This is a genomic window from Enterococcus sp. DIV1316a (assembly GCF_050536915.1).
Taxonomy (GTDB): domain Bacteria; phylum Bacillota; class Bacilli; order Lactobacillales; family Enterococcaceae; genus Enterococcus; species Enterococcus faecalis.
This window is the reverse complement of sequence record NZ_CP172913.1, coordinates 1,314,097-1,339,995: the sequence shown is the minus strand read 5'-3', so window position 1 is coordinate 1,339,995 and position 25,899 is coordinate 1,314,097. Positions and strand designations below refer to the sequence as shown.

Genomic DNA, 25,899 nt, shown 5'->3' with positions numbered 1-25,899 from the left:
GAGTATAACATGGCAGAAAATTATCAGCAGGCAGCCAAAGACATTATTCAATTAATCGGTATGGATAACATTATATCGGTCACCCATTGTCAAACGCGGTTACGTTTTATTTTGAAGGACCACGAACAAGTAGATGGTAAACAACTAGAAAAAATTGATTTAGTAAAAGGTGTCTTTTATAATGGCGGTCAATACCAAGTGATTTTAGGAACTGGTATTGTGACTAAATTGTATGATGAAATAGAAAAACTTGGAATCAATGTTGTGTCAAAAGCAGAGCAAACAGCAATTTTAAAAAATAATGAAACGGGCATGCGCAAAACAATGCGCATTTTAAGTGAAATATTCATTCCAATTGTTCCAGTAATTGCAGCAACAGGATTGTTCCTAGGGTTAAAAGGTGTTATTTTTAACGATACTTTTTTACAATTATTCGGAGCAAGTGTAGCCAATATTCCTGAAAGCTTTCAACAAATTGTCTCTGTCATTACAGATACCGTCTTTGCCTTTTTGCCAGCTTTGATTGTTTGGTCTACCTTTAAAGCATTTAATGCGACGCCTGTAATCGGGATTGTTATTGGTTTAATGATGGTATCACCCATTTTACCAAACGCTTATGCAGTTGCAACACCAGATTCTGGCGTGAAAGCTATTATGGCTTTTGGTTTTATCCCAGTTGTCGGTGCACAAGGATCCGTTTTAAGTGCAATTGCTGCTGGTATAATTGGCGCAAAGATTGAACTTTTTTTCCGAAAAAAGATGCCGAATATTCTCGATCAAATTTTTACACCCTTTATGACTATGTTAATTACTTTTTTAATCATGATTCTCGGAATTGGCCCAATTTTGCATACCGTTGAATTAGGCATGGTAGATGTTGTCCAATGGTTGATTGGGTTGCCCTTAGGACTAGGTGGTTTCGTGATTGGTGCCTCATATCCTTTAATGGTTTTGATTGGTATTCATCATACACTAACTATGGTAGAAACATCATTATTAGCAAATACAGGATTTAATGCATTGATTACAATATGTGCCATGTATGGGTTTGCTAACGTTGGCAGTTGTTTAGCCTTTGCGAAAAAAGCGCAAGATAGCAAAGTGAAGTCGACAGCCATTGGTTCTATGTTGTCTCAATTATTTGGAGTTAGTGAGCCTGTGTTATTTGGATTACTTATTCGTTGGAACTTAAAACCACTGCTATGTGTCTTGTTTACATCAGGTTTAGGCGGAGCAATTTTAGCTATTTTTCATATTCAATCAAATTCTTATGGCTTAGCCGTTATTCCTTCTTTCTTAATGTATATCTATAGTGCACATCAATTAGTGATCTATTTATTAGTCGCACTTTTATCTGTCGGTGTATGTTATGCATTAACCAGTCTATTTGCAATTCCGCAAGAGGTTTTGATTTCAGATAAAGTAATCGAAGAGGAAGAACGCGAAGTCTTTGAAATGCAACATAACACCTTAGATGAACAACTTTTTTCTCCGGTAAATGGTTACGCCATGAATCTTACTGCTGTTAATGACCCGGTATTTTCAAGCGAGATGATGGGCAAAGGTTTAGCAATCATGCCAACAGCGAACAAGGTTTACGCGCCTGCAGATGGTTTATTAAACTTGGTTGCAGAAACTGGACACGCTTATGGTATCCAAACGGACGCAGGAGCTGAAGTATTAATTCATATAGGAATTGATACTGTCACATTGGGGCAGGAGGTCTTTCAGACACAAGTAACCCAAGGTCACCGTGTTAAAAAAGGAGATCTTTTAGGAACGTTCGATCGAAAAGCCATTAAAGAAGCTGGGCTTGACTCAACTGTCATGGTTATCATTACAAATACTTCAAGTTATTTAAGCGTAGAGCCAATGATGTCAGATCATAATGAAATTACGCCGGAACAAATCATTTTAAATCTAAATACACCTAACTAAACAAAAGAACAGCAAGAAGTAGTTATCACTTCTTGCTGTTCTTTTTCTTAATAAAAAACCAATGATTTTCGGTTGTATTTGTCTGTCCGTTTGTAGTATCATTGAGTCAGTTTTAAAGGAAACATGCCAAGTATGGAAGACCATACTTGACACGCATTGACTAATTAAACATGGGGAACGTTGCCATAAGTTGATGTTCCAGTCAATAATGCAAGTAAATCAAACATAGCATGTACCTCCTTTAATTGATAATCAAAGTATAACATTTTTTAATGAATTTACATAATAATACAAGTGGAGGTCTGTTCGTGAAGGTAGCAGGAGACAAAATAAAACAAGCGAGAAAACTTAAAAAAATCACACAATCAGAGCTGGCTAACGGCATCTGTACGCAAGCAACAATTAGTAATATTGAAAACCGTAATCTATGTGACAGTTTAGATATTTTCTCATCTATTTGCCTCCGATTAGATTTAGAAGTAGAAGAATGCATGATGATTTCTGAAGAAAAGAAAATTGAAAATCTACTAAACAAAGTCGAGGATTTATCTTTACGGTTATTTCACTTAGAGGCCTACAATTTATTACAAGAAGTGCCTGAAGGTCTTATCTTATCTAATAATGAACTAACGACTAAATTGTTATATTATAAGGGAATTACTTGTTTATTAGGAAAAAAAGATAAAGCAGAGGCCTTGTTTTACCTATATCGGGGCGCAGAAATTGACCGTAAAGTCAATATTTACAACATTTTAAGCCTGAATGCGCTAGGTACGCTATATGAACTGGAAAAAGATATGAGAAAAGCGCAAGTGTATTACGAAAAATCATTACAAGAATTGGAACAATTTAAATTAGAATGTTCCTTGGAGCGTTGTAGAATTTATTATAATTCTGCTAAATTCTACTCGGAAATGAAAGACTACCAAAAAAGTGTCACTTTAAGCGAAAAAGGGATTCAGATTTGTCGTGACAAACACTCCATTTATTTGCTAGATTATCTTTTATATGAAAAAGCCTTTAATAAACAAATGCTCGGGGAAGACACAGCCGATGACTATCGTCAAGCCTATTATTTTACACAATTTTTTGGCAATACAGAAGTCCTACAATATATTGAGAAAGATATGAAAGCTTTTAATATTTCCTATTAATTTAAATCAAAAAGCCGATAAAAGCTGAAAACCCAGTTTTTATCGGCTTTTTGAAAAGTCTAGGCAAGTTGCTTTTAAAAATCAGCAGTCACGGTTACGATAAGCAAGACGAAGTATTTAGGAGGATTTAAAAATGAAAAGAGTAATGTGGTTTAGACGTGATTTACGATTACAGGATAATAAAGCATTAGCACACGCGTTACAAAATTCTGCAGCTGATGAATTGATTTTATTATTCCAAATGAATCCTCAACAATTTATTCAAGAAAGTGCTAATCATAACGCTTTTTTTGCAAGTTTAGCCTCGTTCAAAGAACGAATCGATCAAGAGGCACATTTACAAATCATGGTCGGCGAACCGTTAGATTTATTTTCACGTTTGAAACGCAAATTACCCGATTGGCAGGCCATTTATTTTAATGAAGATACTTGTGGCTTTGGGGCAAAGCGGGACCAGCAAGCTATGCGCTTTTTTGAAGAAAATAATATTCAGTCTTTCTCTTTTCAAGATGCCTATTTGCATGGCTCTGAAGAAATTAAGAAGAACGATGGCAGCAAGTACCAAGTGTTTACGCCCTATTACAATAAATGGAAAGAGGCGCCTAAAGAAACACCGATTCCTGTTTCCTATACAGCTGAAAAAATTTTTAGTGCGTGTCTTTTTCCAGAAGAGGAAGCAGCTTATCGTGAACAGATTGCGAGGATTCCTTTAATACACTATAGTGTCGGCGAAGAAACAGCCAGAAGGCGCTTAAATACTTTTATTGATCAAAAACTTCAATCCTATGAAAATAAGCGTGATTTCCCTTATCAGGATCAAACGAGTCATCTGTCTACTTTTTTAAGAACGGGAGAACTTTCGATTCGCACCATTTGGCAAGAGCTTGCATCTATGCCTTCTAGCTTAAGTAAAGAAACCTTCAAAAAAGAATTAGCTTGGCGCGACTTTTACAATATGATCTATAGTACGTTTCCACAACAAAAAGAGGAAGCTATTCAAGAAAAATTTCGTTATATTCAATGGACAAATGACCCAGAAATGTTTGCCAAGTGGCAAAAAGGGGAGACGGGGTACCCTATAATTGATGCCGCAATGCGACAACTGAATCAAACTGGTTGGATGCACAATCGCTTAAGAATGATTACTGCCTCTTTTTTAGTTAAAAATTTACACATTGATTGGCGTTGGGGTGAAAAATACTTTCAAAAAATGTTGATTGATTATGATGCCGCCAATAATATCGGTGGCTGGCAATGGGCTGCTTCGACAGGAACGGACGCTGTCCCGTATTTTCGGATTTTTAATCCAATTATCCAGTCAAAAAAATTTGATAATGACGGCCAGTTCATCAAAAAATATGTTCCAGAACTTAAGCAAGTGCCACAAAAGTATATTCATCAACCAAATCTAATGAACGAAGCCTTACAAACGCAATATCATGTACATTTAGGAGAAAATTATCCAAAACCCATTGTCGATTATGCATCAAGTAAAAAACAAACATTGTTTCTATATGAAGCGAGCAAAGAAATTCATCAAGAAATGAACAATCCAACGTTTCAATAAACAGTAAACCCAACTAGCTTAGCAAACAACTTGTAAGGTTAGTTGGGTAAATTAATTAGTCGAAAGAGAAGTGCAATTTATCGGCTAAAGTTTTTTATTTTATTCTAGTTTACATAATATACATTATACAAAGTAGTTTTGAATTGGCGAATGTTAGGATTAAGTGCAACATATAATTGTTTTAGTATAAAGATTATTCGTGATTTGCTCTATTATATCATGTTTCAATTTCCGTATAAATAGTATCGTTCGTTGTATTCTTTTTTATAACAATGTAAAAAATATTTGTTGGTGCTAGAAAGCTTTCGAATACTCCAAATTAAATTTGTGCTGCGGTGATTTCCACTTAAAGATTTTTCGTGGCCGTAAATTCATACTTTGAACAGCTTGATTGATCTTATTTTGAGAAATATTTTTAAAATTAGATGGTTTTGGAAAATATTCTCTGAGTAATCCATTATGATTTTCATTTGATCCGCGTTCATGTGGCGCGCATGGATTAGCATAATAGATTTTGCAGTCAAAAGTGTCTTCAATAAGTCCAATTTCAAACTGATTGACAAACTCGCTTCCACGGTCACATGTGATCGATTTCACACCATGTGGATACATTTCCACTAGACGCTTAATTGCTGTCATCATGGATCTACCTGTCTTGTTCGGTATCTTAATTGCTACATAATGCCTTGTTTTACGTTCTATGAATGTTGCTAGACACGCTGCAACACCTTGCTTGGACACAACGGTATCTGCTTCCCAATGACCGAACTCCGTTCGTAACTGAACCTCTTCTGGTCGGTTCTCCAACGTGCGCCCTTCAAAGAAAGCTCGATCCGGCCGTTTTAATCGTTTCCCAGTATTCTTTATTTTGTAACGTTTTCCACGACCGCGTAATTTCTTAATATCGAAAGGAACGATCTTTTTGTAAATCCAGTTATAAATTGTTGATGTACAAACCTTTACACTACGAACTGCGTTCGCTATCTGTTCCGGCGAATATTTCATATCAAGATACTTCATGATAGTTTTAGTATTGTGTACAGTAGCCTTAGTAGTTGTTCCGCAATTTTTCTTGCGAATACGTGCTAAATTACCAGCGCTAGTTGCTTGATAAGGCAAACTAGCGAGACTCTTCTTCTTTCTTTGCTCGGAACCACGTTTGATCTCTCTAGAGATAGATCGTGGATCTATGCCGATCCAATCGGCGAGCTATCTCAGCCTGAGAGACTCCTTCCTTCAGATACGCTTCTATTTGTCCACGCTCTTCAGCTGATAAATGGTTATACGACATTTCATAAACTCCTATCTAAAAAAACAAACCCAACAAACGACGCTTCTAGTAAATCACAAAGATTTCTGCCCACAAATCCCTTAATGACAAGGCGTTCGTAGGTAGACCATTCTCATTTCACAATCTAGGTGATTGAAATCCTTGCTACGACAATCACTTGAAATAATCCTCACTTATGTTAACCGTTAATGAAATAACATATTTTTTAGTAAGCTGATCTATTTTAAGTGTTGTAATATTTCTAGAGGAGTTTCTAACCTAATATCTGCACTTGAGAATAGTGGATTTTCTTTTGCTCCCCACTTTGCTAAAGCAAATTTAGCTCCAGCTGATTGTGAGCTATGCATATCATAGATAGAATCGCCTATATAAATTGTTTCTTCGGGTAAACTTCCTAATTTATTTAATGCATATAGAATTGGTTCAGGATTAGGTTTATGTTTCGTTGTATCAGAGGCAGTTACTGAAATATCAAAAAGTTTACTTAAACCAAAATGTTCAAATTCATTTTCCATTTCTTCATTTGTTTTGGATGTAACGATCCCAATTTGTATCTCGTTTTCTTTTAACTTAGTCAATGCTTCTTCCACTTGAGGAAACAAAGTCGCAAGATGAGAGTATTGTTTAACATTTTCGGACCAACATGCATGTAGCTTATCAACTTCCTCTCCAGATGATGAATACCGTTCAATTGCTTTTTTACCTGGTATACCTAAGATATACTCTAAATTTTCTTCTGGAACGTCCAAGTTTTTCTCTTCTTTTAGAGTTTTTTGTAAAGACTTAATCATGACAAATTCTGTATCTAAGATTGTTCCATCTACGTCAAATAATACCGTTTTAATCATGTTTGCACCTACTTTGAATTTATTATAGAGACATTACTATCTGATATTGTTCTTTCTAAATCATCTGGTAGACGACTTTCTATAACAAGAAAATCAATATCTTCGAAATCTAAACCTTTATAGTTATGACTTAATCCGATTTTTGTATTATCAATTAGTAAAACTACAAGTTTGGATTGTTTTCTTATCTTTTTTTTGAAATCTATATCTTCATCGTAGGCGTAATAAATGCCTGAAGTTGTGATTCCAGCGGCACTCATAAAAGCAACATCAAAGATAAATGAATCCAGCTCAAGCATTGGTTTCGTTCCAACGACATTTCGTTTGATAGGATCGACGCTTCCACCTAAAATCTTAGTTTTACATTTAGTATTTCTCAATAGTTGGTCGGTAATATCTAATGAATTTGTCGTTGCTATGACATTCTCATAAGGTCTTATATGTCTTGGAATGCAACTGACCGTTGTCGAAATATCTAAAAAAATATGGGAATTATCTTTTACTAAATTACTAGCAGTTTTTGCTAGAATATCTTTTTCAGCACTGAGATCTTCAGTACGTTCAAGATATTCATCTAAACGACTAAAGGTATTGGGCAAACTAATTCCACCATATGTGCGATCAATAGCATTATTTTGAGCTAATTTGATAATATCTCTTCTTGCTGTATCTCTTGAAGAACCTGTTAAGTTTATAATTTCCTTCAAACTAAGAGTTCCGCGCGTCTTCAATTCCTCTAAAATTAACTCAAGTCGTTTCTTTTGAATCATAAACATGTCTCCTTTTAAGTTGGTATAAGCATATTTATAAATTAGCTTAAAATAGCTTATTTGTCAATGTTAACCCTCGATACATAACAAAAACACTCAACAATAATTTGCTGAGTGTTGCACTTTATTCTAGTATTCGGGAGTAGAGTAAAAAGCATTGAAAAGCAAACAAAACCAGTCTTTAGTTTATCTAGACTGGTTTTGTCACGTACGTTATATAAATTATGCTTGTTGATTAATTGCTTGTGCGACACGTGCTCCATATTCTGGATTTACTCTAGTGAACAAATCAATTTGACGCGCGATGATTTCTTGATTTTTCACTTGACCTAAAGATGCCGCTATATTGTTAATTAAGTTTTCTTTTTCTTCGCTTGGCAGCAAATTATACAAAGCGTTTGCTTGTGTAAAGTGATCTTGATTATAGCTATAATTACCAACATTTCCTTCAACTTCAAAGGAACTAATTTTCGCCTTAGGATCTTCTTTTGGTGTTTCAGTATAACTATTTGGTTCGTAATTAATTTCGCTATTGCCATTGTTAAAACGCATATTGCCGTCTTTTTGGTAGTTATTTACAGGCGCTTTTGCTTGGTTGATCGGCAATTGGTGACTATTAGCGCCCACACGATGACGATGTGCATCCCCATAAGCGAACAAACGTCCTTGCAATAATTTATCTGGAGAAGCTTCAATACCAGGAACGAAATTCCCTGGTGAAAAGGTTACTTGTTCAACCTCTGCAAAATAATTCTCTGGATTTCTATTTAAAGTCATCGTGCCAACTTCAATCAGCGGATACTCTTTTTGAGAAACCGTTTTTGTTACATCAAAAAGAGTTTCTTTCATTGTTAACGCATCTGCATACGGGATAATTTGCACAGATAATGTCCAAGAAGGAAATTCTTGATTTTCAATTGCATTATGCAAATCTTCAATATGGAAATCGGGATTTTTCCCAGCAATTTCTTCTGCTAATTGACTCTCTAGATTTTTGATTCCTTGATTCGTCTTGAAGTGATATTTAACAAAAAATACTTCTCCAGCAGCATTGACCCATTTGAATGTATGGCTACCAAAACCATGCATATGACGGAACGACAACGGAATGCCACGATCACTCATTAAAATTGTTACTTGATGAAGGCTTTCAGGTGAATGAGACCAAAAATCCCAAACAGCTTCTGGACTTTTCAAATGCGTCCGTGGATTTCTTTTTTGGCTATGAATAAAATCTGGAAACTTAATTGCATCACGAATGAAAAAAATGGGCGTATTATTGCCAACTAAGTCGTAATTTCCTTCGTCTGTATAGAATTTAAGCGCAAAACCGCGAGGATCACGCAATGTATCTGATGAACCTAACTCTCCAGCTACAGTTGAAAAACGAGCGAATAAAGGTGTTTCTTTGCCAACTTCAGATAAAAAATCGGCTTTAGTATATTGTGCCATTGATTGGCTCACCTTGAAAATCCCATGAGCACCAGCACCTTTGGCATGAACAACCCGTTCTGGTACGCGCTCACGATTAAAATGAGCTAATTTTTCTAATAAATGAACGTCTTGGATTAGGACAGGACCAAATTCTCCTGCAGTTAGCGAATTTTGATTATCGCCAACTGGACTTCCTTGTGACGTAGTTAAATGTTGATTTTTCACCTAAAACACTCCTTCATCTAAAATTATACTCATTGTATAAAAAAACCACTCTGCATAACAAAAATAATGCTTAAAAACACTCGAAAACATTTGTTATTTAATAGAATGATTAAAAATAGCAGTAGAATTTAAATCAAAAACAAATGTATTAACTTTAAACTGTTTACACCACCAAAAATAACAACCAATAATTCAAAGAAAACTAAAATGCTGTTTTTTTATTCAAAAAAGACCTAGCATCCCAATCATGCTAGGTCTTTCGTTACTTTTTTTGAGCGGCCGTTTTTATTGGTCATTCAGCGTTATTGATTGATCGCAACAGTCGTGTCTTCAGTGGATAGACCTGTCATAGAGGTGCTATCGGAAAATATTTTTTCAACTTCTTGTTCTGATAAAATATTTTCTTTCTTAGGCATTGAAATCGTCGCTTTTTTGGCTTTTTGTGTAATGCTAATTTTACTAGATAATGATTCAAGTCCCATGTCAACGTTCTTGTCTTGCTGCGGTTTCACATTAATCAACATATTTGTTTTATTTTCTTTTGTATTAACAGAAACTTTGGCAGAAACATCTTTGATTTTTTCGAAAGGATCTTGTTCTTTACCTTTTTCAGATGTTTCTGTCGTAATTTTGATTAACTTTTGTAATTCTTTTTTTGTAAACGTATGGGTAATGGTGTCCCCTTTTTTCTCGAACGTATCCTTGTCTAATCCTTCTAAAAACTCTTTGTATTCCTTAGCAGACTGTTTTCGTTCTTTTTCCGATTCTTGATACTCTTTGATTGTATCTTGCCATTCTTTCGTACTTTCCTCGTTCATGGCTAAAAGATCAATGTATTTTCCTTTTAGTTTTTCTGTATCTAACTGAGAACTATCGATAGCACCGTCAGTCATTGAGTCTGCGACAGCGACAATATATTCCATCATATCTGTTGCTAAATAGAGTTTTGGCTCTTTGCCCTCGTTATCTAATGATCCAACCAATGAAATCGGTACATCCATTCCCATCGCTTTTAATTTCATCTCTAAGTTGAATGCTTTTTCTTTTTTGGCATCTACTTGAATCTTCCCAGAAAGCGATGCGTCTTTGATTTGCGTGATGAGCATCCCAATCATAGGATTCGTTTGTGCACTATCTTCTTGTGAAAATTTCATGTCACTAATTGACATAGAGAAATCCCAAACCCCAGATTCTTGTGCGTTTTGATTGCCAATCCCTTGAATGAACTCATCTTTCGCACTTTTGCCACAACCTGTCAGTAACAAAGCTGAACAGAAAACGCCTGTAATAATCCCCACTTTTCTTTTTAACACACTTTTTCCCCCTCATTATATAAAAAATTAATTCCCTTTTATTAAGAATAGCAAACATTGCTTATAAATAGCAATGTTTAATTTTAGATTTCCTCTCTTTTAATAAGTGGGATTGATTTAATCTTTTAGGTTTGAATCATTAAGCTGTATTATTTTTAAAATAAAATTGCTTTTCGCCAAAAAATACTGGGAAAAGTTCTGCTAAACTGCCAGCTAAAGGACCTTCTCGCAATTCTTTTTCAGTGACCCAAAACAAGGGTTGTTCCGTTTCTTCTGGTAGTTCATCCGCTGTTTCTGCAATGAATAATGTGGCTAATTCCCGCGCACCTGAACAATCATTCAGCCATTCTGCAACACCTACTAATTGTGGCTTCAGCACTAATCCTGTTTCTTCAAGGAGTTCGCGAACCATAGCTGTTTCCATGCCCTCGTTTTTTTCAACATGTCCGCCAGGGAACGTCCAACCAGGCCAATCCTTTTTTTGTCGTTCTTGCACAAGGATTTCATTTTTCTGATTTCTAATCATACATAATGTTGTTAATTCTACTTCAAAATTCCGATTCATTTGGCACCTCATCATTTTTTCCTTTGTTAAGGTTACGATACAGAAAAACAGAGAAAGATTCAACTAAGAATTTTCTCTGTTTTATCATCTAGCTCTTTAATAAGTCGTATTGCGATTGATATAAATGATGATATAACGCATGTTTTGCCATTAGTTGATCATGAGATCCTTCTTCCACAATACGACCACCATCAATATAGAAAATTTTATCGCTATTTTTGATGGTAGAAAGTCGATGAGCAATAATAAACGATGTCCGTCCTTTCAGAAGTTGTTGTAGTCCTTCTTGTAACAATTCTTCTGTTTTTGTATCAATACTGGAGGTTGCTTCGTCTAAAATTAAAATTTTGGGATCTGCCAGTAACGCACGAGCAAATGAAATTAATTGGCGTTGTCCTGCCGAGAGTGTACTACCCCGCTCTTCCACAACTGTTTCATAGCCATCTTTTAAATCCTTGATAAAGTCGTGCGCACGAACAATTTTTGCGGCTTGGATAACTTCTTCCTCTGTGGCTGCTAAATTTCCGTACCGAATGTTTTCAATAATTGTTCCTGAAAAAATAAACGTATCTTGAAGCATTACCCCCATTTGTTTCCTTAACGAACGGAGTGTCACATCGCGAACATCATAACCATCAATTTTAACGGCCCCTTCATTCACATCATAAAAACGACTTAACAAATTGATGATTGTTGTTTTACCCGCACCTGTTGGCCCAACCAAGGCGATTGTTTGTCCTGGCTCAATATGAAAACTAACATCGTTCAAAATATTTTTTCCTTCTTCATAACGGAAATAAACATGCTGAAAGTCGACGGTTCCTTTAATTGGCGGCAACGCAATAGCGTGCGGCGCATCTTGAATTTCTGGAACAACATCCATCGTTTCAAAAATCCTTTCCAAATAAGCAGTTGCAGTAATCAGAGAATTGTAGAAGTTACCAATATTGATGACTGGATTCCAAAAGTTATTGATATAACCGATAAAAGCAATTAGCGTCCCAGTGGTAACGGACACGCCTAATTGACGGATTCCTACGAAATAGATAAAACAAGTCGTAATGACGGATATATTTTGCACTGCTGGCCATAATAAATACTGGACACGCACAGCTTTCATAAAGGATTGACGATATTCTTCGCTTACCTCGTTAAAAATCTGGAAATTTTCATCCTCTCGTGCAAAAGATTGTGTAATTTTAATTCCTGAAATACTTTCATGAATATAGGCATTTAAGTTTGATTGTTTATTGCTAAGCTCTTGGTAAGCTTTCCGTTGTTTCCCTTGGATAAACAGAACCATCACGAACAACACAGGCAATAGCAGTAAACTGTATAAGGTTAATTTCACATCAATAAATAACATGAAGATTAAGGTGATAATCACATTAAATAAATCAGAAATTAAATTGATCAATCCGTTACTTAGTAAATCACTTAACGTATTGATGTAATTGATCACCCGAATTAAGATTTTTCCATGCGGCCGACTGTCAAAGTAAGAAAATGGTAATTTTTGTAGATGCTCAAAAATTGAAAAACGCATATCTTTTAAAATATCTTGTCCAATTTCTGTGATGGCATATATTCGATAACGCATACACCAACCAATAATCACCAAGGAAAATAGGAAAATAGCCCCTAGTATCAAGAGTAACGAGAGATTCTTTTGTGGAATTACTTGGTCAATCGCAATTTTAGTAAAGTAAGGGCCTAACATACTTGCCAGATTAGCTAATATGATGACAAATAATGTTTTAAAAACAGCTTTTTTGTAAGGCTTAATATAGGCGCCTAATCGTTTATAATGAGACCAATTAAATTCTTTTTCTAAAGTCTCATCCACATCAAACGTATTTCTAGCCACGCGACTCACCTTCCTTTGTCAGACCTAATTGTTTTTGATATACGTCAAAATATTTGCCTTTTTGTTCGACTAATTCGCTATGCGTACCGCTTTCCACCACACGGCCTTTTTCCATCATCAAAATTAAATTGGCCTCTCTCACAGAAGAAATTCGGTGGGCAATAATAAATGTCGTTTTCTTTTCCGTCAAACGACCTAGTTCTTTTTGAATTTTTGATTCTGTTTCCATATCAACAGCGGAAGTTGTGTCATCTAAAATTAAAATAGCTGGATCTTTGGTTAAGGCACGGGCCAGTGAAATCCGCTGTTTTTGGCCACCAGATAGGCCAACGCCGCGTTCACCAACAATTGTTGCATAACCTTCGGGCATTCTGGAAATAAAGCTATGGGCATCAGCAATTTCAGCCATCATTTGCACTTGTTCCAAGTTAGCCAATGTGTTACCAAAAGCAATGTTATCTTCTATTGTATTGGAAAAAAGAAAGACATCTTGCATAACCATGGAGATATTTTCTCGCAATTTACGAACAGAATAGCTTTTAGCATCTTTTCCATCAATATAAACAGTGCCTTTTGTTGGATCATAGAACCGAGCGATTAAGTTAACTAAAGTGGTTTTGCCTGAACCAGTTTCCCCTAAAATACCAATTGTTTCACCAGGTTTTGCTGAAAATGAAACATCCGATAAAATGGGGGTTTCTGGATCATCTGAAAAATGAAAGGACACGTGATCAAACGTCACATAGCCTTGGATTGGTTCTGCTTCTTTTTCCCGAGCAATGGGAATCTTCGGTTTCGTTGCTAATAACTGACGAATTTTAATGGACGATGCCGTAAAGCGTTGCACATCATTGATCAACCAGCCACTCATTCGCATCGGCATGTTCAACATCCAGAGAAAACCGTTAAAGGCCACTAAATCACCAATTGTCATCCGACCTTGAATTACAAAGAGGCCACCAAGAACTAAGGCAATAACATTTAAACTACCTGCAAAACCGTCTAACCACGGTAAATATTTTTTTGAGACATCTGCAGAAGCCATATTCCATTTTTTATAGTCTTCATTGTGCTTGTTAAACTTTTCAATTTCATAAGGTTCTTGAGAAAAAGCTTTAACCACCCGATTTCCACCAATATTTTCTTCGACCATCGAATTTAGCCGAGAAAAACTTTCCCGGATCTCAAAAAATACCGGATGCGATTCCTTCGACATTTTTTGTGTTAACAGAAAAATCAAAGGTGTAATTAAAATTAATGCTAGCATCAATTGCCAATTGATCGTCCCCATCACAATCACGGCTGCGATGAACCATAAAATACATTCTAAGAGGTTATAAGTGACCCAAGAAACAAAATGGCGGATAGCGTCTGTATCCCCTGTCATTCGCGCCATAATATCGCCAACACGTGTATGATTAAAGAAATCAAAATCTAATTCTTGAAGTTTGACATACATATCTTTTCTTAAGTCAAATAACGCAGATTGTCCAACCGATTCAAACAAGACTTGATAACTATAACGAACAACTGTCCGAATAACGGTCACCCCAATCATAATCCCAAGAATTGGGACAAGCTCTTCAGTTTTCCCCTGATTGATTACTTGGTCTACAATTCTGCCAGATAACAATGGAATAATAACAATTAAAATAGCGTTAATAACGACAAAAATAACAGCTAGCAGTAACTTATTCTTATTTTTTTTAGCATATTGCCAAATCCATTCAAAACTATTCATTTTCTCCCCTACTCTCTCTTGTTTTTATGGACGTGTATAAGATTACTGTTTTTTTATAGGAAAAGAAATGGGCATTCTTGTATATTTTGATGTACAATATAGTATAGAAAGCGGATACAAGTAGGAGTGATTTTTTATGAACTACACAAATAGTCGAACGTTTAATCCTGAAATTTTATATGCCTTCGATCCTTGGAACGAAGAGACCCACCCTTATAATTGTCATCATCATGAATTTCTGGAAATATCTATTCTTTTAGAAGGTGAATCCGAATATATTGTTCAAGGGCAACAGTACCATGCCACTGCTGGTACGGTGTTTCTTTTTAATCCGCGAACGGAACATGGTGAGCAACAAAAAGCAGGAACTTACTCACATCAACTACACATTGGCATTTCAAATCTCTATTTAGAAGGCTTAGCGCGAAACGTATTTCCAAATAAATCAGCTTTATTAGATTTAAGTCATTTACATGGTGCTTTTTTAGAAAAAGCTTGGCAAATTGTTCATGAATTAAACCATCAAGAAGTTGAATCAGCGTTACAAATTAAAGCTTTAGTTATTGAACTATTGGTTTATATTTTAAGAAGTTTAGCAGTTGATCAAGAAAATAAAATTGAAACTCGGCTATCGAAAACGGAAAAAAGAAAACGAAATTTAGTCAATCATACGATTTATTATCTGGAAACCCACCATGACGAAGAAATTACTTTGGAACAGTTAGCTGAAATGTTATATGTTACCCCGACTTATTTGTCGAAAACCTTTAAAGCGGCCACAGGCGTTGGGCCAATCAATTATTTAATTCAAATCCGCTTAAACCATGCGAAAGAATTGCTGAAAAATGATTCCTTAAGTGTCAAAGAAGTAGCAAAAACGGTTGGTTACGAAGATGCCTATCATTTTAGTAAATTATTCAAAAAATATTATGGAAAATCTCCTTCACAATTTTAAGATAAAAAAACAAGGAATCGTCGGCTTCATTGCGTCCGTTTCCTTGTTTTTGCTTTACGTTGACTCTTTTAACTGTTTCGTCATTGTATAATCGGTATGGCGTTCATTTCCCATATAAAAATCATGTTCATCTGTTTTGACGAAGCCCAATGATTGATAAAATTTTTGCGCTGGATGATTATGTTCCCAAACACCTAACCAAACCGTCTCTTTTTCTGCTTCTTCCGCTAATTCAATTGCTTTCGTAATCAAATGTTTGCCTAAGCCTAAACGCTTAAAAGATTTACGAATATAAATGCGCTCAACTTGTAACGCTTGTGGATGTTGATAGGTAATCTGAGCATCACCGTGATTTAATTTCACATAACCTGCAAGTTCATTATTATAAAAAGCAAAGAAATATTGCGAATCTTTATGTAAGATTTCGCTTTCTAAAACTGCTGGACTAAATTTCCTCTCATAATGTGCCTGTAAATCCTCTTCGTTTTCGCCATCTCCATAAGTATCTGCAAAAGTCTCTTGGCAAATGGCCTCTAATTCTGGTACGTCTGCGACGGTACACTCTCTAATAAATACTGACATACTAAAACTCCTTTGTAGATTAAATCAACTGTTTAATTAAAATTAAACAAGGATTCCAAGCGTCCCATAATGTCGGAAAAACCTCAAGGCGCTTAAAACCCAATGATTCGTAAAAACGAATAGTATGATCGTACACGGAATAATTTCCTTCGTCAACTGTTTTGACTTGAATAAAAAAATAGTTATTTTTAGAATACGTTTCCACGCTTTCTATCAATAACTTGCCGATACCTTTGCGATGATACCGCTTTTTAACTGCCATACAATGGATTTCTACTGTATCTTTACTTGTTTCTGAAAGTGTTATAAAACCGAGTATTTTATTCTCTACATCCTTTGCCACCCACATAGGTAAAGTACTAGCTATATCGATATACTTGCGGGTCTCTTTTTCAAGGCCAAACCATTCTGGAAGATTAAACAATACCTCTTGTGCTATCTGAGTCTTTTTATCTGCATTTTTTTCCCTCATAATTGTGAATTCTTTCAATTTACAACCTCCTTTTTGTTTACATAACAAAATTATTGTATACCCAATCTTTTTTATTAAATAATAGCATAGGTAGTTTAAAAATGTAAGTTAGTCATTTATTCTTTATTATTTCCTTAAAACGACGCCTTTTCTCGCTAAATCTGCCCTTTCTTTATTTTTTTCTGTTAAACTAAACGTATTAAGTCTATGAGGAGCGTGCGTATATGGATTATCTGAACACTTATAAGCGGTTGCTAGCATTGGCAGATGCTGGTCTTTTTTACGGGAAAGATGCTTTTGATCAAGAACGTTACCAAGAACTACGAGAACTTACGTTACAACTTATTAGCGCAACCGGACACGAAGCGACTGTCTTGCCCGACTTAGAAAAAATCTTAACTAAAGAAGAAGGTTATCCAACACCGAAAGTAGATGTTCGCGGTTTGATAAAAAAAGAGAATCGTTTTTTATTAGTTGAAGATTTACGGACCAAAGAATGGTCATTACCTGGTGGCTATGCCGAAATTGGCTGCTCTCCTAAAGAAAATATTGAAAAAGAAGTATTGGAAGAAACTGGCTTAGTTGTTACAGCAAAAGAATTGCTTGCTGTTTATGATACAGATAAACGAAAAGACATTCCTCAACTATTTCAGTACTATAAAATGATCTTTTCTTGTGACATTCTAGAAAATCATCCCTTTGAAAAAAACATTGAAACCTCGAATTGTGCTTATTTTTCTTTAGATAATCTCCCCTCTCTTTCTATCAAACGAACAACGAAAGAGCAATTAATGGCATTAATGAACCAAACAACTGGAGCGCTTAGTGACTAACAAAAAGGATGAAGAACTTCTGTTCTTCATCCTTTTTCTATTATTAATTACATATTTTCTAAAGCGGCTTGGGCTAATAAGTTTAAGTAGTTCCAAGGGCGATCAAAATGTGGTTGGAAGAAGAAATCAGAAATCGCTAAATCTTCGACAGTCATTTTATTTTGGACCGCTAATGATAAAGTATTGGCAGATTGTGTGATATCATATTTAGACATCAATTGACCACCAACAATGCGTTGTGTTCCTTTTTCATAGACTAATTCCATCAGAACTTTTTCAGTTGTTGGCATAAACTCTGGACGATAGTTATCTTCGAAAACAGTTGCTTCGACATCTAGTCCGTTTAATTTGGCACTTTCTTTTGTCACACCTGTTGAACCAATTTTCCAACCGAATAAATATAAGCCAGAAGTTCCCTGTGTGCCACGATAAGCCAATTTTTGTTCAGTCAAATTACGACCTACTAGCATACCTTGACGAACAGCATTCGTTGCTAATGGGATATAATTTTTTGTTTGACTTGGGTTGTAGTGAACAACTGCACTATCACCCGCAGCAAAAATATCAGGATTGCTTGTTTGCATATACTCATTGACTTCAATTGCACCATTTGGTAACATGTCAACTTTATCTTTTAATAATTCTGTATTTGGACGGAAACCAACACACATAATCACCATATCTGCTTCGAATTCTTGACTTGGTGTAATGACTTTTGCTACTTTTCCTTGCTCATCTGCTACGAATTGTTGGACATTTTCACCTAAAGCTAAATTAACGCCACGATCAACTAATTCTTTTTCTAGAACATCTGTGAATGGCTTATCTAAATATTTATTTAAAATGCGGTCTAACCCGTCAACTAAAGTAACTTGTTTACCTGATTCTACAAAAGCTTCTACTAATTCAATACCAATATAACCGCCACCAACGACAACGACACGTTTGGCATCTTTCGCTTTTTCGATGATCACGTTGGCTTGTGAATAGTTTTTACATAATAAAATATTTTCAGCATCAATTCCTGGAATTGGTGGAATAATTGGCCAAGAACCAGTTGTCATCACTAATTTATCATAAGAAACGGTCTCAGTTGCACCCGTTTGTAAGTTTTTCGCTATAACAGTTTTGTCGTCCACGTTGATTTCTTCAACATTGTGTTCCATCTTCACTGTTGCTCCTAAAGAAGCCAGTTCTTCTGGATTTGAATAAAATAAATCAGCAGCATTTTTAACTACGCCTCCAACGTACAAGGCAATTCCGCAAGATAGGAAGGAAATATTGTCATTTCTTTCATATACAGTGACTTCCGCCTCCGGGTGATTTGCTAAAATACTTTTAACTGCTGAAGTTCCAGCATGGGTACATCCTACGACTACGACTTTCATGTTGTAAATCCCTTCTTTCACAATCTTTGTTTTGCAGAGGTGACGTCTCCCTCTGTCTGTTTAAAATATATCAGAGGAATCAAGCTTATTCGAGTTCTATGCTTGTGAATCGCATATAAAAAAATTCACAAACTGTTGCTAATTCTTAATAATAGCTAGTTAATTTTTTGTTTTTAAGAATTTAAAAGTCAATAACCACACAAAAAAACAAGCATAAGAGTGAAAACTCTTACGCTTGTGAAATTTGCCTAGACAAGTGACTTATCTTTTGATAAATTTTTAACAGTATGTAATTTTTTACACATTCTCCTGTTGTGCTTGTTGGCAATCTGGACATAATCCATATAATTCTAAACGATGTTCATTAATTTCGAAGCCTGTTAATTTACTAGCGGCCATTTCAACGTCCTCTAACCCTGGATAATGAAAATCAACGATTTTACCACATTTTTGACAAATCACGTGATAATGTTTCTTCGAACTAAAATCAAAACGACTAGATGCATCGCCATAACTCATTTCTTGAACGAAACCGATTTCAGTAAATAAACGTAGATTGTTGTAAACCGTTGCTACACTCATATTTGGAAAATGATCTTCTAGTGCGCGATAAATTTCATCAGCTGTTGGGTGTGTATGATTTTCGATTAAATATTCCAAGATAGCATAACGTTGCGGAGTAATTCGGATATTGGCTTCTTTTAATTCAGCAAGTGCATTTTTAACCAATACGTTGTCCATCTTTGTATCCCTCCCCTGTCTATCTTTCTTAAATAATACTATTTCTTATTACGATTGACAAGAATTATTGTAGGATTCTCGTGGAAAAAACGAGCATTTTACTAAACTAAGAGAAATGCTCGTTTTTTGGCGTGTTTTTTATTCTGGAAATTCGTAAAGAGCTGTCGAAAGATAACGTTCGCCGTTATCCGGAACCAGCGCTAAGACACGTTTGCCTGCGCCTAATTCAACTGCCAAATCAATGGCCGCTTTAATTGCTGCCCCTGCTGAGATCCCCACAAGGATGCCTTCTTTTGGCCCCATTAAACGAGCAGTTTCTAATGCGTCTTCACTAGAAACAGCGGCAACTTTTTGATAAACGGTGGTGTCTAAAACTTCTGGGACAAAACCAGCGCCTATTCCTTGGATTTTATGTGGACCTGGTTCGCCACCTTCTAAAACAGGCGACTCCGTTGGTTCTACTGCAACAATTTCAATGTCTGGAAAAATCCGTTTCAATTCATGGCCAACTCCTGTAACGGTTCCTCCAGTGCCAACACCAGAAACAAACGCATCTAAGCCACGTTTACCAAAGACATCAACAATTTCTTTTCCTGTTTTTTGTTCATGTACCATTGGATTAGCTGGATTATTAAATTGCAAAGGCATGAAGTATCCGTGTTCTTCTGCTAATGCTGTGGCTTTTGCAATTGCCCCTTTCATTCCTTCGGCACCAGGGGTTAATAATAAATCAGCCCCATATGCTTGCATTAATTTGCGGCGTTCAATACTCATAGTATCTGGCATCACAATCTTAACTGGATATCCCAACGCAGCACCTACCATTGCTAACCCAATGCCTGTATTACCACTAGTCGGCTCAATAATCGTTTGTCCAGGTTTTAGGCGACCATCTGCTTCGGCTTGTTGGATCATGCTTAAAGCAATTCGATCTTTCACACTGCCACCAGGATTAAAGAACTCTAGTTTAACAAAAACATCTGCAGCTCCTTCTGGTACCATCCGTTTTAATTTCACAACTGGGCTTTGACCAATTAACTCTGTTACTGATTTTACATAACCTTTAGTCATAATCCTACATCCTCCAATTTTACAAACAATATAATAATTCTTTCTCTAAGCATAGCTCAAAAAAACGATTTCTACCAGAAAAACGAATTTTAGTTTGTGAAAAATTAAATAAAAAAACGGATTATACTCATCCAATAATTGCTGCTAGCCCTACCTATTTTCACGATAAAAGACCTTACAAAAACTGCCGCTTTTGTAAGGTCCTTCTTCAACTAAATAATTGCAAAATTAACCGATTTGGATGGTTTGACCCACCGATAAAACAGAATCCAATGTTAATCCATTTAGTGACATTAAATTATCAACTGTCGTTCCAAAACGTGCAGCAATGTCCCACAATGTGTCGCCGTTTGCGACAGTGTAACTTTGACTAGCCACAGTTTCTGCTGTTGCTGTTGCAGAAGCCGCTGTATCGATTGTTGTATCAACGGTTCCCGTTGTATCTGAATAACTAGTGGTTTGAGCGACTGGTGCTCCCCAATCATATTGAGTTAAATTATATGCTTCAATTAACCAATTCAATTTTTCGGCATAGCCTGGATCAGTTGCATAACTTCCAGCTAAAGCGGCTGTTGCATCGCGATAACTGCTAGTATTACTCTTCCAAACGCCTGAATAATGGTATGTATCCCCAAAAGCAGTGGAACGAATAACATTGGCATGATCTTGGAACGATTCCGCATAAGAATTATAACTTCTAAATGCTGCTGTGACGGTCACCCATTGTCCGTCTAAATATTCTTTTGTTGGCATATAAACAGATTGTCCATTATAACTTCCTTTTACACCAAACAAGTTATAGTTCGGTGCAGATGCTAACCCAGAACTACCATAACTACTTTCTAGCAACGCTTGAGCAATCATGACGGAAGCATACATATCATTGCTATTGGCAACGGCTGCTGCTGAATTTCCGATTTCATTAATAAATGCTTGCTGGCTTGATTCTGCTTGGGCAGGTACCGCAGCACCAACCACAGGTGCTAAAATCATTGAAGTCCCCGCAACGGCGGTAGCACGTTTATAAGCTTTTTGCTTTTTAAGAGCTTTTTGAATATGTTTACTACTTCTTGTTAACTGTTCGCTCATTCATTTTTCCTCCTCACTGTCTCACTTTTCTATTTTACCGTTAATTTCCTATTGAAACAAGAAATAAACGTATTAAATTTTGAGTTTTAAAATTTCTGTAATGTAATTGAAATCTTGTTTGTATTTAATTAACCCTCTTCACACTTGTGAAAACAACCACTTCTTCTTTTCATTTTGATGAGATTTTTGTTATTTATCCTCTTACTTTTCTTTATTTATTGTGATAAACTTTTTAATGGACTTGTCACTTTTTGAACAAACTTTATAAGAGAAGTCTGTTTTTGTAGTCAAAACAACTATTACCGAGTAGTTGTTGTATTACAAAATGAATTACATAGAAATGTAGGTGGTTAGATGAAGAAACAACAATCGGGTTTAACAAATCAAGTGACGTTTTTATTAGCGTTAACTTGCGGGGTCGTGGTCGCCAATATGTATTATATTCAACCAATTGGCACCCAAATTGCTCAGGCCTTTCAAGTCAGTATTGGTTCTATTGGTTTTGTTACTATGCTGACCCAATTAGGGTATGCGCTAGGCTTACTTTTTCTTGTTCCATTAGGCGATGTCGTTGATCGCCGCAAATTAATCATTCGAGTAGCTGCGCTCTCCTCGCTGTCTCTAAGTGCTGCGTTTTTTGCACCAAGTTTTCTCCTGTTTGCACTCTCTTCTTTTTTTATTGGGTTGCTCTCTATTGTCGCCCAAATCATTATTCCTTATGCAGCGGTCATGGCGGGGCCAGCGAACCGTGGTAAAGTAACAGGTCGAATGCTTGGCGGACTATTGACAGGGATTTTATTGTCTCGAACGATCTCGGGTTTCATTGCTAGTGCAGCTTCTTGGCGAACAGTCTACCTAATCGCCGTAATATTCGTGTTAGCATTGGTCGTTCTACTTCAATTAAAATTGCCCAAAACAGTGATACATACTCAAACTTCAAATCGATTAACTTATTTAGGTTCTTTGAAAAGTCTTCCTAAGCTAATCAAATCGCAACCTTTGTTAAGAGAAGCAACTGTCAATGGCTTTTTTATGTTTGCAACCTTTTCAATCTTTTGGTCTACATTAATTTTCTTTGTTAGTAGTCCAGCTTATTATTGGGGACCGAAAGAAGTCGGTATTTTAGCAATTTTTGGTTTATCGGGAGCATTCGTAGCACCCATCATTGGTCGTCTATCCGATTATTATCCAGAGCGGAAGATTGTTTTGATTGGCCTGTTGATGCAGTTCGGTAGTTTTATCTTACTTTTTCTAGGTGGAACACATGTGGTCTTACTAATCTTAGCAATTATTGTTTTAGATATCGGTACTCAATTTGGGCAAGTAGCCAATCAAACACGCGTCCAAAATTTGGGAGAAGAAGCCAGCAATCGTAACAATACCGTCTTTATGTTTTTCTATTTCATCGGCGGTTCACTGGGTTCATTGATTGGTACATTAATGTGGCAAAACTATGGTTGGTCTGGTGTTACTTTAACTGGTATTGGGTTCCAATTGTTCGCATTATTTTTTCACTTTATGCTCTTTGCTCCCAAAAAGAAATGAAGCAAAAAAACCTGAATGCTATCACAAGCATTCAGGTTTTTTAATCTTTATTTATAGTGATTTATAGGTATTAACCACATTTTCAGGAGTAAAGCCGAATTTTTCAAGAACTAGACCGCCAGGTGCAGAAGCGCCGAAGTGATCAATTGTGATTGTTTTGCCTTCTGTTCCTACATAGCGTTCCCAACCAAAGCTTGCTGCAGCTTCAATCGCCACACGTTTTGTCACAGCTTTAGGTAACACACTTTCTTTATATTCAGCAGATTGTTTTTCAAATAAATCAAAACTTGGCATTGACACGACAGATACATCGATGCCTTCTTCCGCTAATTTAGCTTGTGCTTCCACTGCTAGATTTACTTCAGAACCAGTCGCAATTAAAATCCCTGATGGTTGTTCACCTTTTTGTGGTGACAATACATAAGCACCTTTTTGAACAGAATCAGAAGCGTGTTCTAACGTTCCTTCTAAAACAGGTAAGTTTTGACGACTTAGAACTAAAATAGTTGGTGTTTCCGTAGAAGTCATAGCAATTTTCCAAGCAGCAACAGTTTCATTGCCGTCTGCTGGACGAATCACATGAACATTTGGAATGCAACGAACACTTGCTAATTGCTCAATTGGTTCGTGTGTTGGCCCATCTTCACCCACCGCAACAGAGTCATGCGTTAAGACGTAAGTTACAGGAACTTTTTGTAAAGCGGCTAAACGGATTGCTGGACGCAAGTAGTCAGTAAAGACGAAGAATGTCCCGCCATAAACATGGCTACCACCGTGTAATTGAATCCCGTTCATTGCTGCAGCCATTGCAAATTCGCGAACACCAAACCAAATATTACGGCCTTCGTATTGACCAGGTTCAAAATCTTTTTCTGCAGCAACCATTGTATTATTTGAGGCAGATAAATCAGCTGAACCGCCCCAGAAACTTGGAACAACTTTTGAAATAGCTTGAATCGTTTCTTTACTTGTTACACGACTTGCGGCACTTGTTCCTAGTTCATATTTAGGCAATTCTTGTTCCCAACCTTCAGGTAATTGGTTGGCAAAAGCTTCTTTAAATTGTTTGGCTAATTCTGGATGCGCATGTTCATAGTTCTTAAACATCTCATTCCAAGCCTCTTCAGCTTTTTGGCCTTCGTCAATCATCGTTTCTTTAAAACGAGCAGCGACTTCCTCTGGCACAGTAAAGTCAGGGTATTCCCAACCATAAACAGCTTTAGCCGCTGTAATGCCCTCTTCACCAATTGGCGCGCCGTGAACGGAAGATGTTCCTTCTTTTGGTGCTCCGTAACCGATGACTGTTTTAACTTCAATCAATGTTGGTTTATCCGTTTCAGCTTTAGCCGCTTCAATCGCAGCCTCTATTTCATCTAAATCATTGCCATCTTTAACTAAAATATGTTGCCATCCGTATGCTTCATAACGAGCTCCAACATTTTCAGTAAAGGCTTTAGAAGTTGGTCCATCTAATGAGATGTCATTTGAATCGTACAAGACAATTAATTTACCTAATTTCATATGACCAGCCATTGAACTTGCTTCTTGAGAAACACCTTCCATTAAATCGCCATCACCACAAATTGCGTACGTATAATGATCCATAATAGGGAAACTATCACGATTATAAGTTGCAGCTAAATGCGCTTCAGCCATTGCCATACCAACAGCCATAGCAATCCCTTGTCCTAGAGGTCCTGTTGTTGCTTCAACACCATCTGTGTGGTGCACTTCTGGATGCCCTGGTGTTTTACTATCCCATTGACGGAAATTTTTCAAATCGTCAATTGTTACGTTGTATCCTGATAGATGTAATAAGCTGTACAACATAGCAGAGCCGTGGCCTGCTGAAAGTACAAAACGATCACGATCAACCCAGTTTCTAGAAGTTGTTGGGTTCACCTTTAAATGTTTTGTCCAAAGTGCATACGCCATTGGGGCAGCACCCATTGGTAAACCAGGATGTCCTGAGTTCGCTTTTTGTACGGCTTCAATACTTAATGTCCGGATTGTATTAACGCCCAATTGATCTGTCTTGTCAAACAAAAAAATCATCTCCTAATTTAGGTTTTTTTTACCTTTATTCATAGTGTAGCTTATTTCGACAATGAAAGCAATTACTTTCTGTTGTGAAGTCCTTTTTCACGCTGAATTTTTTTTAGTTTTTCAGGAGTCACATCGGTCCCTTCTTGATCCACGACCTTCATTCCTTCGATATGGTGACGCATCCCTCCACGAAATGCTTCTAAATACTCTTTACGTAATTCTTGTTGTTCGACTTTTTCTTTCGCACTAAGTTCTTCCACTTTTGCTTTATTCGCTAATTCATTTATACGGGCAATTTTTTCTTTCGATAACATCAAAATCCCTCCTTACTCTCACTGTCTATATTATAAGAACTGCCTTAAAAAAACAACTATATTCTGATATTTATAAAACACGAACGCTTGTTTGATTTCGTTCGCATTTTATGGTACACTAATTTTATCAATTGAAAGAAGGTGCGGGTT

21 protein-coding genes and 1 pseudogene are annotated in these 25,899 nt (G+C 36.4%); 6 read left to right on the top strand and 16 right to left on the bottom strand.

Translation table 11 applies throughout. The annotated features are described in order from the left end of the window. Nucleotides 1-9 precede the first annotated feature (9 nt). From IGL56_RS06485 to IGL56_RS06475, 3 genes are all read left to right on the top strand, one after another. A complete protein-coding gene (locus tag IGL56_RS06485) occupies nt 10-1,938 on the top strand; it encodes a sucrose-specific PTS transporter subunit IIBC (protein WP_065813702.1) in 1,929 nt (642 codons plus the stop codon). Between the two features lie 272 nt (nt 1,939-2,210). Continuing rightward, nucleotides 2,211-3,092 (top strand): helix-turn-helix domain-containing protein, encoded by an 882-nt coding sequence (locus IGL56_RS06480; protein ID WP_002357542.1) that lies wholly within the window; start codon nt 2,211-2,213, stop codon nt 3,090-3,092. A gap of 133 nt (nt 3,093-3,225) precedes the next feature. After that, on the top strand, nt 3,226-4,659 hold the full coding sequence (locus tag IGL56_RS06475) for a cryptochrome/photolyase family protein (RefSeq protein ID WP_104832907.1): 1,434 nt from the start codon (nt 3,226-3,228) through the stop codon (nt 4,657-4,659). A 294-nt stretch (nt 4,660-4,953) separates the two neighbouring features. On the opposite strand, the pseudogene IGL56_RS06470 reads toward IGL56_RS06475, so the two are convergent. The 8 genes and pseudogenes from IGL56_RS06470 to IGL56_RS06435 all read right to left on the bottom strand — a co-directional run bounded on the left by IGL56_RS06470 (nt 4,954) and on the right by IGL56_RS06435 (nt 14,713). Next, nucleotides 4,954-5,950, bottom strand: a pseudogene (locus IGL56_RS06470) (IS30 family transposase). A 218-nt stretch (nt 5,951-6,168) separates the two neighbouring features. Continuing rightward, on the bottom strand, nt 6,169-6,798 hold the full coding sequence (locus IGL56_RS06465) for an HAD family hydrolase (protein ID WP_002357547.1): 630 nt from the start codon (nt 6,796-6,798) through the stop codon (nt 6,169-6,171). Between the two features lie 8 nt (nt 6,799-6,806). Next, nucleotides 6,807-7,568 (bottom strand): DeoR/GlpR family DNA-binding transcription regulator, encoded by a 762-nt coding sequence (locus IGL56_RS06460; RefSeq protein ID WP_002357548.1) that lies wholly within the window; start codon nt 7,566-7,568, stop codon nt 6,807-6,809. Nucleotides 7,569-7,790: 222 nt separating this feature from the next. Beyond that, nucleotides 7,791-9,227, bottom strand: coding sequence for a catalase (locus IGL56_RS06455; protein WP_002357549.1), 1,437 nt, complete (start codon nt 9,225-9,227; stop codon nt 7,791-7,793). A gap of 302 nt (nt 9,228-9,529) precedes the next feature. Continuing rightward, a complete protein-coding gene (locus IGL56_RS06450; protein ID WP_002357550.1) occupies nt 9,530-10,540 on the bottom strand; it encodes a hypothetical protein in 1,011 nt (336 codons plus the stop codon). A 139-nt stretch (nt 10,541-10,679) separates the two neighbouring features. After that, nucleotides 10,680-11,105, bottom strand: a complete 426-nt coding sequence (locus IGL56_RS06445) for an 8-oxo-dGTP diphosphatase (RefSeq protein WP_002385906.1) — start codon at nt 11,103-11,105, stop codon at nt 10,680-10,682. 88 nt (nt 11,106-11,193) lie between these two features. After that, complete coding sequence (locus IGL56_RS06440; RefSeq protein WP_430599869.1) at nt 11,194-12,972, bottom strand: ABC transporter ATP-binding protein; 1,779 nt, start codon at nt 12,970-12,972, stop codon at nt 11,194-11,196. Further along, the gene (locus IGL56_RS06435) at nt 12,965-14,713 is read right to left on the bottom strand and encodes an ABC transporter ATP-binding protein (protein ID WP_002357553.1); all 1,749 of its coding nucleotides are present in this window, start codon (nt 14,711-14,713) and stop codon (nt 12,965-12,967) included. Before IGL56_RS06435 ends, IGL56_RS06440 begins: the two co-directional genes overlap by 8 nt. Before the next feature lie 136 nt (nt 14,714-14,849). Here IGL56_RS06435 and IGL56_RS06430 point away from each other — a divergent pair, with 136 nt between their 5' ends. Further along, nucleotides 14,850-15,668 carry a helix-turn-helix transcriptional regulator gene (locus IGL56_RS06430; protein WP_002357554.1) on the top strand — a complete coding sequence of 273 codons (819 nt, stop codon included), beginning with the start codon at nt 14,850-14,852 and terminating at the stop codon, nt 15,666-15,668. 54 nt (nt 15,669-15,722) lie between these two features. On the opposite strand, the gene IGL56_RS06425 is transcribed toward IGL56_RS06430, so the two are convergent. Both IGL56_RS06425 and IGL56_RS06420 read right to left on the bottom strand, forming a co-directional pair. Then, nucleotides 15,723-16,250, bottom strand: a complete 528-nt coding sequence (locus tag IGL56_RS06425) for a GNAT family N-acetyltransferase (RefSeq protein WP_002357555.1) — start codon at nt 16,248-16,250, stop codon at nt 15,723-15,725. A gap of 19 nt (nt 16,251-16,269) precedes the next feature. After that, the gene (locus tag IGL56_RS06420; RefSeq protein ID WP_002357556.1) at nt 16,270-16,722 is read right to left on the bottom strand and encodes a GNAT family N-acetyltransferase; all 453 of its coding nucleotides are present in this window, start codon (nt 16,720-16,722) and stop codon (nt 16,270-16,272) included. A gap of 224 nt (nt 16,723-16,946) precedes the next feature. On the opposite strand from IGL56_RS06420, the gene IGL56_RS06415 reads away from it, so the two are divergent. Beyond that, a complete protein-coding gene (locus IGL56_RS06415; protein ID WP_002357557.1) occupies nt 16,947-17,555 on the top strand; it encodes an NUDIX hydrolase N-terminal domain-containing protein in 609 nt (202 codons plus the stop codon). A 47-nt stretch (nt 17,556-17,602) separates the two neighbouring features. Here the strand turns inward: IGL56_RS06415 and IGL56_RS06410 are convergent, their stop codons facing one another. The 4 genes from IGL56_RS06410 to IGL56_RS06395 all read right to left on the bottom strand — a co-directional run bounded on the left by IGL56_RS06410 (nt 17,603) and on the right by IGL56_RS06395 (nt 21,844). Next, nucleotides 17,603-18,943, bottom strand: coding sequence for an NADH oxidase (locus tag IGL56_RS06410; RefSeq protein WP_002357559.1), 1,341 nt, complete (start codon nt 18,941-18,943; stop codon nt 17,603-17,605). Nucleotides 18,944-19,240: 297 nt separating this feature from the next. Continuing rightward, nucleotides 19,241-19,684: a Fur family transcriptional regulator gene (locus IGL56_RS06405; RefSeq protein WP_002357560.1), complete on the bottom strand. Its 444-nt coding sequence runs from the start codon at nt 19,682-19,684 to the stop codon at nt 19,241-19,243. A 138-nt stretch (nt 19,685-19,822) separates the two neighbouring features. Then, on the bottom strand, nt 19,823-20,755 hold the full coding sequence (gene cysK, locus IGL56_RS06400) for a cysteine synthase A (RefSeq protein WP_002357561.1): 933 nt from the start codon (nt 20,753-20,755) through the stop codon (nt 19,823-19,825). A 228-nt stretch (nt 20,756-20,983) separates the two neighbouring features. Further along, nucleotides 20,984-21,844 (bottom strand): glucosaminidase domain-containing protein, encoded by an 861-nt coding sequence (locus tag IGL56_RS06395; RefSeq protein WP_002357562.1) that lies wholly within the window; start codon nt 21,842-21,844, stop codon nt 20,984-20,986. A gap of 354 nt (nt 21,845-22,198) precedes the next feature. On the opposite strand from IGL56_RS06395, the gene IGL56_RS06390 reads away from it, so the two are divergent. Beyond that, nucleotides 22,199-23,389 (top strand): MFS transporter, encoded by a 1,191-nt coding sequence (locus IGL56_RS06390; RefSeq protein WP_002357563.1) that lies wholly within the window; start codon nt 22,199-22,201, stop codon nt 23,387-23,389. A 51-nt stretch (nt 23,390-23,440) separates the two neighbouring features. Here the strand turns inward: IGL56_RS06390 and tkt are convergent, their stop codons facing one another. Beyond that, nucleotides 23,441-25,435, bottom strand: a complete 1,995-nt coding sequence (tkt, locus tag IGL56_RS06385) for a transketolase (RefSeq protein ID WP_002357564.1) — start codon at nt 25,433-25,435, stop codon at nt 23,441-23,443. 71 nt (nt 25,436-25,506) lie between these two features. After that, nucleotides 25,507-25,749: a DUF896 family protein gene (locus IGL56_RS06380; protein ID WP_002382327.1), complete on the bottom strand. Its 243-nt coding sequence runs from the start codon at nt 25,747-25,749 to the stop codon at nt 25,507-25,509. Nucleotides 25,750-25,899: the final 150 nt, after the last annotated feature.

What these genes read in the sequence shown, in the direction of transcription:
- IGL56_RS06485 (WP_065813702.1), top strand. Translation starts at nt 10, where the DNA reads ATGGCAGAAAATTATCAGCAGGCAGCCAAAGACATTATTCAATTAATC.
- IGL56_RS06480 (WP_002357542.1), top strand. Translation starts at nt 2,211, where the DNA reads ATGAATTTACATAATAATACAAGTGGAGGTCTGTTCGTGAAGGTAGCA.
- IGL56_RS06475 (WP_104832907.1), top strand. Translation starts at nt 3,226, where the DNA reads ATGAAAAGAGTAATGTGGTTTAGACGTGATTTACGATTACAGGATAAT.
- IGL56_RS06465 (WP_002357547.1), bottom strand. Translation starts at nt 6,798, where the DNA reads ATGATTAAAACGGTATTATTTGACGTAGATGGAACAATCTTAGATACA.
- IGL56_RS06460 (WP_002357548.1), bottom strand. Translation starts at nt 7,568, where the DNA reads ATGATTCAAAAGAAACGACTTGAGTTAATTTTAGAGGAATTGAAGACG.
- IGL56_RS06445 (WP_002385906.1), bottom strand. Translation starts at nt 11,105, where the DNA reads ATGAATCGGAATTTTGAAGTAGAATTAACAACATTATGTATGATTAGA.
- IGL56_RS06435 (WP_002357553.1), bottom strand. Translation starts at nt 14,713, where the DNA reads ATGAATAGTTTTGAATGGATTTGGCAATATGCTAAAAAAAATAAGAAT.
- IGL56_RS06430 (WP_002357554.1), top strand. Translation starts at nt 14,850, where the DNA reads ATGAACTACACAAATAGTCGAACGTTTAATCCTGAAATTTTATATGCC.
- IGL56_RS06425 (WP_002357555.1), bottom strand. Translation starts at nt 16,250, where the DNA reads ATGTCAGTATTTATTAGAGAGTGTACCGTCGCAGACGTACCAGAATTA.
- IGL56_RS06420 (WP_002357556.1), bottom strand. Translation starts at nt 16,722, where the DNA reads ATGAGGGAAAAAAATGCAGATAAAAAGACTCAGATAGCACAAGAGGTA.
- IGL56_RS06415 (WP_002357557.1), top strand. Translation starts at nt 16,947, where the DNA reads ATGGATTATCTGAACACTTATAAGCGGTTGCTAGCATTGGCAGATGCT.
- IGL56_RS06410 (WP_002357559.1), bottom strand. Translation starts at nt 18,943, where the DNA reads ATGAAAGTCGTAGTCGTAGGATGTACCCATGCTGGAACTTCAGCAGTT.
- IGL56_RS06405 (WP_002357560.1), bottom strand. Translation starts at nt 19,684, where the DNA reads ATGGACAACGTATTGGTTAAAAATGCACTTGCTGAATTAAAAGAAGCC.
- cysK (WP_002357561.1), bottom strand. Translation starts at nt 20,755, where the DNA reads ATGACTAAAGGTTATGTAAAATCAGTAACAGAGTTAATTGGTCAAAGC.
- IGL56_RS06395 (WP_002357562.1), bottom strand. Translation starts at nt 21,844, where the DNA reads ATGAGCGAACAGTTAACAAGAAGTAGTAAACATATTCAAAAAGCTCTT.
- IGL56_RS06390 (WP_002357563.1), top strand. Translation starts at nt 22,199, where the DNA reads ATGAAGAAACAACAATCGGGTTTAACAAATCAAGTGACGTTTTTATTA.
- IGL56_RS06380 (WP_002382327.1), bottom strand. Translation starts at nt 25,749, where the DNA reads ATGTTATCGAAAGAAAAAATTGCCCGTATAAATGAATTAGCGAATAAA.